Annotated in this window: 9 protein-coding genes; 6 read left to right on the forward strand and 3 right to left on the reverse strand. The window is 49.8% G+C overall.

The window, feature by feature from the left end:
* A partial coding sequence (locus tag ACQY18_RS05885; protein WP_428039198.1) for a hypothetical protein occupies positions 1–246 on the forward strand: 246 nt, incomplete at its 5' end.
* Positions 247–333: 87 nt separating this feature from the next.
* Here ACQY18_RS05885 and ACQY18_RS05890 read toward each other — a convergent pair.
* The 3 genes from ACQY18_RS05890 to ACQY18_RS05900 are packed head-to-tail and all read right to left on the reverse strand — an operon-like array spanning position 334 to position 2,585.
* The gene (locus ACQY18_RS05890) at positions 334–1,275 is read right to left on the reverse strand and encodes a glycoside hydrolase family 3 N-terminal domain-containing protein (protein WP_428039199.1); all 942 of its coding nucleotides are present in this window, start codon (positions 1,273–1,275) and stop codon (positions 334–336) included.
* A gap of 2 nt (positions 1,276–1,277) precedes the next feature.
* Positions 1,278–2,126, reverse strand: coding sequence for an alpha/beta hydrolase (locus ACQY18_RS05895; RefSeq protein WP_428039200.1), 849 nt, complete (start codon positions 2,124–2,126; stop codon positions 1,278–1,280).
* Entirely contained in the window at positions 2,127–2,585 is a 459-nt protein-coding gene (locus ACQY18_RS05900) for a nucleoside-diphosphate kinase (protein ID WP_087289197.1), read from the reverse strand.
* 94 nt (positions 2,586–2,679) lie between these two features.
* On the opposite strand from ACQY18_RS05900, the gene ACQY18_RS05905 reads away from it, so the two are divergent.
* The 5 genes from ACQY18_RS05905 to ACQY18_RS05925 all read left to right on the forward strand — a co-directional run bounded on the left by ACQY18_RS05905 (position 2,680) and on the right by ACQY18_RS05925 (position 8,113).
* A complete protein-coding gene (locus ACQY18_RS05905) occupies positions 2,680–3,750 on the forward strand; it encodes a Gfo/Idh/MocA family protein (protein WP_428039201.1) in 1,071 nt (356 codons plus the stop codon).
* 3 nt (positions 3,751–3,753) lie between these two features.
* Complete coding sequence (gene lpxB, locus ACQY18_RS05910) at positions 3,754–4,908, forward strand: lipid-A-disaccharide synthase (protein WP_176778031.1); 1,155 nt, start codon at positions 3,754–3,756, stop codon at positions 4,906–4,908.
* Between the two features lies 1 nt (position 4,909).
* Positions 4,910–6,352, forward strand: coding sequence for a RelA/SpoT family protein (locus ACQY18_RS05915; RefSeq protein WP_176778032.1), 1,443 nt, complete (start codon positions 4,910–4,912; stop codon positions 6,350–6,352).
* On the forward strand, positions 6,352–6,657 hold the full coding sequence (locus ACQY18_RS05920) for a zinc ribbon domain-containing protein (protein WP_176778033.1): 306 nt from the start codon (positions 6,352–6,354) through the stop codon (positions 6,655–6,657). The genes ACQY18_RS05915 and ACQY18_RS05920 overlap by 1 nt, the downstream gene beginning before the upstream one ends.
* Positions 6,658–6,727: 70 nt before the next feature.
* Positions 6,728–8,113: a peptide MFS transporter gene (locus tag ACQY18_RS05925; RefSeq protein WP_428039202.1), complete on the forward strand. Its 1,386-nt coding sequence runs from the start codon at positions 6,728–6,730 to the stop codon at positions 8,111–8,113.
* Positions 8,114–8,298: the final 185 nt, after the last annotated feature.

Here is an 8,298-nt window from a genome sequence, read left to right on the forward strand (position 1 = left end):
GGGGAAGTGACCCGCCGCAAACTAAAACGCTGGGCGGACGACACCTATGAAGACAAGAAAGAATATGTATTGGAACACGCCGAAGAATTAAAAGAAAACTTAAAAGAACGCGCCGGGGAAGTGCGCGAAAAACTGGCTGAACAAGCCGGCGTGGTGCGCGAAAAACTGGAAGAAGGCAAAAATAAAGTCATTAAAGAATTTAACCGCCGCAAAGAAGAACTGGCCGATAAATTCAAAAAAGATTAATAGCTTTCTAACTAAAAAACCACCGTTTCAAGCGGTGGTTTTTAATTTGTATGAATTTCCTTTCCCCTAAACACCGGGGCAAAAGCACTATTTATTAAAACAGGTTTCGGCCTGTAAAAAAGCCTCTTTCATACTCAACACCGGGGCCGAAAAAAGTTTGCTGATGGCCATTTCGTGATTAGAAACCGCGTGGATAATTTCATCCATTAAAAAGCCTTTATTTACTTCGCGCTCAATGGCATCCAGTACGGTGTGCGGGTCTTTGGGGGCCAAAATGTTTTCTACCCCGCAATGCAACATTTTTAAGGCCGCCGCGCCCTCATAACGCACGCGGGCTTTCCAAAGCGGAAAACTGACAATGCACCCTTTGTAATTCAGGCGTTTTTTTAATAACCCGCGCAAAATTTTGTCGGACATCATGGCCTGCGTGTCCCCGTCTATATTTGGGAAAGTCATATCGGACGGCATAATGGCATCCGCCCGGCGGAATAAACTTTTATAGGGCATAAATTCCGCATCTTCCATTTGGGCCAGCGTTTTTAATATGCCGCTTACACCCGGGAAATATTTTACGCAATTTAACGCGCCGCCGTTGGAAAGTCCGGCCACAAAATCCCCCGCCAGGCGTGTCACGCACGGGGCGGAAACACTAAACGCCGGGGAAGAATACCCCAAATCCGCCACCGGGGCCAACACCCAATCAATCCCGATACTGCGCGCCATACAAGCCAGCATATTGCCTTTTTTATAAGCGCCCTCGGCCGAGGCATCCGCCCCCAGCTGGGCATTGGACGGCAATGCCGGGGCATCCGTCACTACTTCGCGCAAGTCTTCGTCAATATCGGCACAAATTAATAAATGGTTGTAGGGGGAAGCCTCACGCATTTGCTGTACAAACGCGGCCGTTTGCTGTGCGGTGCCGCCGTACACGCAAAACCCGCCCACACCCCGGCGCGCCAATGCAACGGCTTCGGCCAAATCACTTTGGCCGAACCAAAAACCGGGGAACACAATGCGGGCGATTTTCATACTTACTCCAAAACGGACGGAAAGAGGGCGTCTTCGGTGCCGGACGGAGGAACGGACAAGGAGCCGTCTTCCACCGGGGCCGGGGCCATCACCACATCCGGCTTTACTTCCGGCAACACCGGGGCGGACAGCCATTGTAAAACCGTGGGAATAAAATATTTATCCAGCATTTCGTGCGAGGATAAATCATACGCCGTTAAAAAGGTCACCTTGCCGGGGCCGGTAGTTAAATAAGCCACGTTGCGGATGACACTGGCTTCCAAAAATGTTTTTTTATCGTCGGCGGCCGCGGCAATCAGCACGGCCCCTTTATACACACGCATAGCGGGGATAGTAAGCACATCCCGGGTATTGGTGGTGGGGCTGATTAAGGCCAAGGCGGGCACGTCCGGCGTGAAACTGATGCTTTTGGCCGCCACATTGGCGCCGAGCCCTGCTCCCAACAAGACTGTTTCGTCCACGGTCACCCCTTTCTTTTTTAAGAACGCCAATACCGCATCCACATCCCGCGGCATTTTATTAAATTCGTTATCTAACCCTTCCCGCGCAAAGCGGAAAGCCTCCCCCTCGTTGGTGCTGGCCCCGTGGCCGCGCAAATCAAATGCCACATAGCCGTATCCGGCCGATTCCAACGCCTTGGCTAATTTGGCAAACGCCTCTTTTTGTTTCCCGAGGTCATGCACTAAAACTACCGTTTTATGGTCTTCTTTAGCCGGCTGATACACCGCCGCAAGTTCCCACCCGTCGGGCGTGGAGAGCGTGATGGCTTTCCCGTCCAACCCGGCGGCAAATAACGGCAGGGACCCCATGAGTACCAGGGCCCCCGCCCACAAAATACCAAACGCTTTCATTTATCTGTCCAAAACCTCTTCTGGCTTAAACCAAAGCGCAATTTCCTTTTCGGCATCTTCCGGGGAGCCGGAAGCGTGTACGCAGTTTTGCATTACATCACCGATAAACCGCCCAAAGCTGCCGCGAATCGTCCACGGGGCGGCTTTTTCCGGGTTCGTGCTGCCGATTTCCTGGCGCACTTTGGCGATGGCGTTTTCGCCCTGGAACACAAACGCATAAATTTTATGGTTGGGCACGTTGTTAAATTCACCCATCATATATTGGATTACTTCTTCCAAAAAGGGTTTGCCTTCCAAGTTCTTGTAGTGGGCACGGGCTAATTCTTCCGTTAAAGACACTACTTTGGCCCCGGTCATTTGCAGACCGAGGTGGTCAAGCCGGTCTAAAATAAGACCGCTGATGCGTTTTTCAATAGCATCAGGTTTAATTAACACCAAGGTTCTTTCCATATATCTCATGTAAACATTATACCAATATAAAAGTTTAAGTCAATACGCGCGTACGCTACATCCGGCGCCGTATATTGGTATAATGTTTATAACAGGGTGGATTATGAATAACGCAAACGAACCGAAAACCATTCGTTTTGGCATTGTGGGCGCCGGGAAGGCGGGCGCCCTGTACGCGCGCGCGTTAGGGCAAATACCACAGGCCAATCTGGTAGCCGTTTGCGATACCGACCTCCTGCACGCCCAACAATTAGCGTGGCAGTTTAACGCCACCCCTTATTCCAAAATACAAGATTTAATCCGCCAGACGGATGCCATTATTTTAACCGTTCCCACGGCCTTGCACCATTCTTTAGGCATGTTCTGCCTGCAAAACGGACTGCACCTGCTTGTGGGAAGCCCCCTGGCCGCCGATATGGACGAAGCGCGCGAACTCATCCGCACCGCACGCAGTAAAGAGCTGGTCCTGCAAGTGGGGCGGGCCGACCGTTTTAACCCGGCCTTGTTGAAAGCGGCGCCGTTTATCAAAAACCCGCAGTTTTTAACTTTTTCCCGCCTGGGGCCGTACGACTCCCGCATGGCCCATTTAAGCGTGGTGCTGGATAAAATGATTCACGATTTGGATTTACTGCTTACGTTGGTGCAAAGCCCGGTTGCGTCCATAGATGCCACCGGGTTAAGCGTGTTTTCTAACCAGGATGACGTGGCCAACGTGCGCCTGCGCTTTGAAAACGGAGCGGTGGCGGATTTAACGGCCAGCCGCGTCAGTTTTGAGCGCACCCGCCGGATGCAGGTTTTTCAGCACAACGCGTTTATTCAGGTGGATTTTACCAACGCCCGCGTAAAAATTTATAAAAAGGATAAACCCGCCTTTTCCTCCATGCAAGACATTGAGGTTTTGTATCCGGCGGTGGAAAAACAGCCGGCCGTTCAGGCGGAATTAGCCCATTTTATACACTGCATACACACCAGCCGCACCCCGGCCCCCGGCGGGGAAAGAGGCTTCCGGGCGTTGGACTTGGCCTTAAAAATTACCGAGCGTATGCACCGTTTTGATATACCTAAAACCACCCGTTTGCACACGCCCAAACCGTTGCAAATGGTAAGTGATGCCGCCCGCGCCGCGCAAATTGTGTGGGACGAAACTTTGGGACAAATGAAAAGAGAGAAATAATTTATGACCATTACCCCTGTTGAAAAAAATATGCTTATTGTTGCCGGGGATGTATCCGGCGATTTACACGCCGCCGGGCTCATAAAGGCCCTTAAAAAGCAGGACCCGGCCCTCAAAATTACCGCCATCGGCGGGCGGCTGATGAAGCAAGCGGCAGACGTGTTTTTATATGATTTGGCTTCCCAGGGGGCTACCGGGTTTGTGGAACCGCTTAAAAAAATGCCGATGTGGATGAAACTTTTATCCATGATTCGTACTTATATGGAAACCCAATCCCCCACCGCCTTAATTGTGGTTGATTTTTACGGTTTCAACCACCAGGTGTTGGGGCTCGCGGCGCACCGCCATATCCCGGCCTATTATTATGTGACCCCGCAAGTGTGGGCCAGCCGCCAGTACCGCGCCAAACGCTTAGCGGCGCTCACCCGCAAAATGTACGTTATTTATCCGTTTGAACCGGCGTTCCACCAAAAATTCGGTGGCAACGCCGTCTTTTTGGGCAACCCGCTACTAGACATTATGCCGGATGCCCCGGCTAAATCCTATGCGGGCATACAAAATGTAAAAAACCATCCGTGGAAATTGGGCCTACTGCCCGGCAGCCGCATGAACGAAATTACGCGCCTGACCCCGGTGTTTTACCAAGCGTTCAAAAAAACGCTGAAGGAATTTCCTAAAACAGAAGCCTATTTGTTTGCGTTGCCCAACATGAAAGACGAAGTTTTCTTAAATTTACTGGGCGAAAAACCGCACCCGCAATTCCACATTGTGCGGGATGAAAACTACCAACTGCGCGGGCAGATGGATTACCTGTTCTGCTGTTCCGGCACGGCCACGCTGGAGTGCGCTTTACTAGGGATTCCCATGTTGGTAGCGTATAAACTTTCCTGGGCTACCTATAAAATAGCTAAAATGGTAATAAAGGTGCCGTATATTTCTTTAGTCAACATTTTGGCTGACGAAAAGCCGCTGGTCAAAGAGTTCATCCAGCAAGATGCCAATGCGGATGCACTGGCGGCCGAGGCTATGGGGATGTTCCAAAACCCGCAACGCCTGCAACAAATGCACGAAAAACTGCTTAAACTGCGTGCCAGTTTAGGCTCCCGCGGGGTGGCCGAACGCGCGGCACAAAATCTTTTGGAAGACTTAAATAAATAATATGGAACTGCAAGCATTAATTAATAAATTCCGCGAATATAACCCCAACAGCTCTGGCGAGATGATTGCCAAAGCGTACCACTTTGCCCAAAAAGTACACGAACACCAAAAGCGCGAAAGTGGGGAGCCGTACTTCACCCACTGCTACCAAGTGGCGGATATTTTGTTGGATTTCAAAATGGACGAAGATACCATTTGTGCCGGCTTACTGCACGACACGGTGGAAGACACCTCCACCACGCTGGAAGACCTCAAGCGGGAGTTCAACAAAGAAGTAGCCCACATGGTGCAGGGTGTGACGAAAATCAGCGATTTGAAATTTTCCTCCACCGACGAAGAAACCGTGGAGAACTGGCGCAAAATGTTAATAGCCGTGGCCGAAGACGTGCGCGTTATCCTCATCAAACTGGCGGACCGCACCCACAATATGCGCACCATGGATGTTATGCCGCCGGAAAAACAAAAATTTAAGTCTTACGAAACCTTAACTTTATACGCCCCGCTTGCCCAGCGCCTGGGGATGTTTACCATTAAAACAGATTTGGAAGATTTATCTTTTAAGTATCTGCACCCCAAGGAATATACCGAAATCAAACAACAGGTGGAGGCCCGCACGGCGGACCGCCAAGCCGCCCTGGATGCGTTCAAAAAGCAGTTGGAGCCGGCGTTGCAGGAAGAACATTTGGAACACCGCCTGCTTTCCCGCGCCAAAAATTATTATTCCATTTACCGCAAAATGCAAAAGCACCAATGCTCCTTTCAGGAAATCCAGGATTCTTTGGGCGTGCGCATTATTACCAAAACCGTGCAGGATTGTTATAAAGCACTGGGCATTGTCCACTCCCGTTTTAAGCCGATTGCCGGCACGTTTACGGATTATATCGCCACCCCTAAAGCCAATATGTACCAAAGTATCCACACCACGGTACTGGGCCCCACCGGGGATATTGTAGAATTACAAATCCGCACCGAAGATATGCACCGCACTTGCGAATACGGTATTGCCGCCCACTGGAGATACAAAATGGGCAACGTCAAACAAGATAAAAACTTTGACGAAAAAATTAACTGGATTCGCCAATGGGTGGAATGGCAGCGGGATTTAACCGCCCCGCGCGAATTTTTGGAAGGATTCAAAACAGACGTAAACTTACAGCAAATTTTTGTATTTACCCCCCGCGCGGATGTAAAATCCCTGCCGGAAGGGGCCACCCCCTTGGACTTTGCCTACTCCATTCATACGGATATTGGCGACCATTATGTGGGGGCCATGGTCAACAAGCGCATGGTGCGCATGGACTATGTGTTCAAAACCGGGGATGTGTGCGAAATTATCACCCGCAAAAACAGCGAACCGAAACGCGACTGGCTGGAATTTGCCCGCACCGCCGGGGCCCGCAGCCACATTAAACGCTTTTTGCGCGGGAAAGGAGTAGACATCTAATGCCTTATTGCAACCGTTGCCACCAGGAAATTGACGAAACCGACCACTATTGCCGCAAATGCGGCCGCGCCCTTCAACCGGGCACCGGCTTTTGGTATACCCACAGCGGGATTATCCTGCTCATGCTTGTATTGGGGCCGTTTGCGCTGATTACGGTTTATTTATCCAAAGTTATTTCCCGCACGGCCAAAGCCGTTTACAGCGTGCTGATTTTGCTGATGAGCGTTTACTTTGGCTACTGCTGTTGGAAAATATTTACACTTATGCAGGAAATGCTCAATTCTTCTTTAGCACTGCCTTATTAAAAACCCGCGTCACTTCCGCAGATATTTTGTAGAATATAGAGTACCCTTTTAATTAAACAAGGAGAAATGAATGACAGACAATGAAGTAAAGCATAACGTGACCAAACATGGCCAACCGAAAGCGTTATATATGCTTTTTATGGTGGAAATGTGGGAACGTTTCAACTACTACGGCATGAGGGCTCTTCTGTCGCTCTTCATGATTAGCACCGTAATTGGTTTTACTAAAGCCACCTCTAGTAAAATCTATGGTATGTTTACGGCCCTGGTGTACTTGACACCTGTTTTGGGCGGCTATCTGGCGGACCGCTACATCGGCAAACGCCATTCCATTACCATTGGTGCTATTTTGATGGCTATGGGGCAGTTTACGCTGGCCTCTTACGAGCTGATTAACCCGATTCTTGCTTTAGGAACCGGCTTAACGCTAATTATTATCGGAAACGGTTTCTTCAAACCGAACATCTCCACTATCGTCGGGGAATTATACGAGCCCAACGACCCCAGAAGAGACGGCGGTTTTACCATTTTCTATATGGGTATTAACGTAGGTGCGTTTTTTGCCCCGTTTGTGTGCGGTTTCTTGGGCGAACCGACGGACCCCATGAACGTATTGGAAGCCTATAAATGGAAATACGGTTTTATGGCGGCCGGTACGGGTATGATTATCGGTTTAATTTGGTATTTGGTTTCCCAAAACAAATACTTGGGCCACATTGGTTTGCGCCCCATCACTAAAAACGATATAGACGAAGACCCCGAAGAAAAAGCCAAAGCCGAAGCCGCCAAAAAGCCGCTTACGGAAGAAGAAAAAGATAAAATCAAAGCGATTTTTACCTTTGTGTTCTTTGCTATTTTCTTCTTTGCGTTCTTTGAACAGGCGGGTACGTCGCTCAACTTCTTTGCTAAAGAAGCAACGAACTTGACCCCGGTTTTACCCTTTATCGGGCAAATTACGCTTAAAGCGTCTTATTTCCAGGCGGTCAACCCGATTTTCGTGGTACTGTTTGCCCCTATTTTTGCCAAAATGTGGCTTAAAATGGGCACCAAAGACCCGTCTATCCCCAGCAAATTTGGGTGGGGCTTGTTCTTGCAAGGTATCGGCTTTGCCGCTATTGCGGTAGGCGCGGCCTTGTACCAGTCCAGCGGCCCCGTCAGCGCCATTTGGTTGATTTTGGTTTATATGTTCTGCACCATGGGTGAACTGTGCTTGTCCCCGGTGGGGCTTTCCATGGTCACCAAATTGGCACCGCTTAAATTTATGTCCCTGTTTATGGGCGTATGGTTGACGGCTAGCTTTTTCGGCAACCTGCTTGCCGGTTGGCTCGCCAGCTACTACGAATCGTGGAGCTTAACCACGCTGTTCTCTGTGCCGGCGGTTATGTCTATATTGTTTGGTATTGTCATGTGGATTATGACCCGCAAAATCAAACAGTGGATGCACGGCGTACACTAATCTGAACCAAGTAGCAGTAAAAACCCCCGCTCTAAAAAGCGGGGGTTTTGTATTTAAGAAATCCTTTACTGTAAAATATAACTATTGGAATTACCAATTTGCACCCCGCCCATAGCCTTGCACAAGCGGTGCGCCCGGGCCGATTCGTCCGCCGCTACACATTCCCTTTGCCCAGCCGGTTTCCC

The organism is Candidatus Avelusimicrobium faecicola (genome assembly GCA_900540405.1).
GTDB classification, from domain to species: domain Bacteria; phylum Elusimicrobiota; class Elusimicrobia; order Elusimicrobiales; family Elusimicrobiaceae; genus Avelusimicrobium; species Avelusimicrobium faecicola.

Coding starts and splice junctions, on each gene's coding strand:
- ACQY18_RS05920 (WP_176778033.1), top strand. CDS start 6,352: ATGCCTTATTGCAACCGTTGCCACCAGGAAATTGACGAAACCGACCAC.
- ACQY18_RS05905 (WP_428039201.1), top strand. CDS start 2,680: ATGAATAACGCAAACGAACCGAAAACCATTCGTTTTGGCATTGTGGGC.
- ACQY18_RS05925 (WP_428039202.1), top strand. CDS start 6,728: ATGACAGACAATGAAGTAAAGCATAACGTGACCAAACATGGCCAACCG.
- ACQY18_RS05915 (WP_176778032.1), top strand. CDS start 4,910: ATGGAACTGCAAGCATTAATTAATAAATTCCGCGAATATAACCCCAAC.
- ACQY18_RS05895 (WP_428039200.1), bottom strand. CDS start 2,126: ATGAAAGCGTTTGGTATTTTGTGGGCGGGGGCCCTGGTACTCATGGGG.
- ACQY18_RS05890 (WP_428039199.1), bottom strand. CDS start 1,275: ATGAAAATCGCCCGCATTGTGTTCCCCGGTTTTTGGTTCGGCCAAAGT.
- ACQY18_RS05900 (WP_087289197.1), bottom strand. CDS start 2,585: ATGAGATATATGGAAAGAACCTTGGTGTTAATTAAACCTGATGCTATT.
- lpxB (WP_176778031.1), top strand. CDS start 3,754: ATGACCATTACCCCTGTTGAAAAAAATATGCTTATTGTTGCCGGGGAT.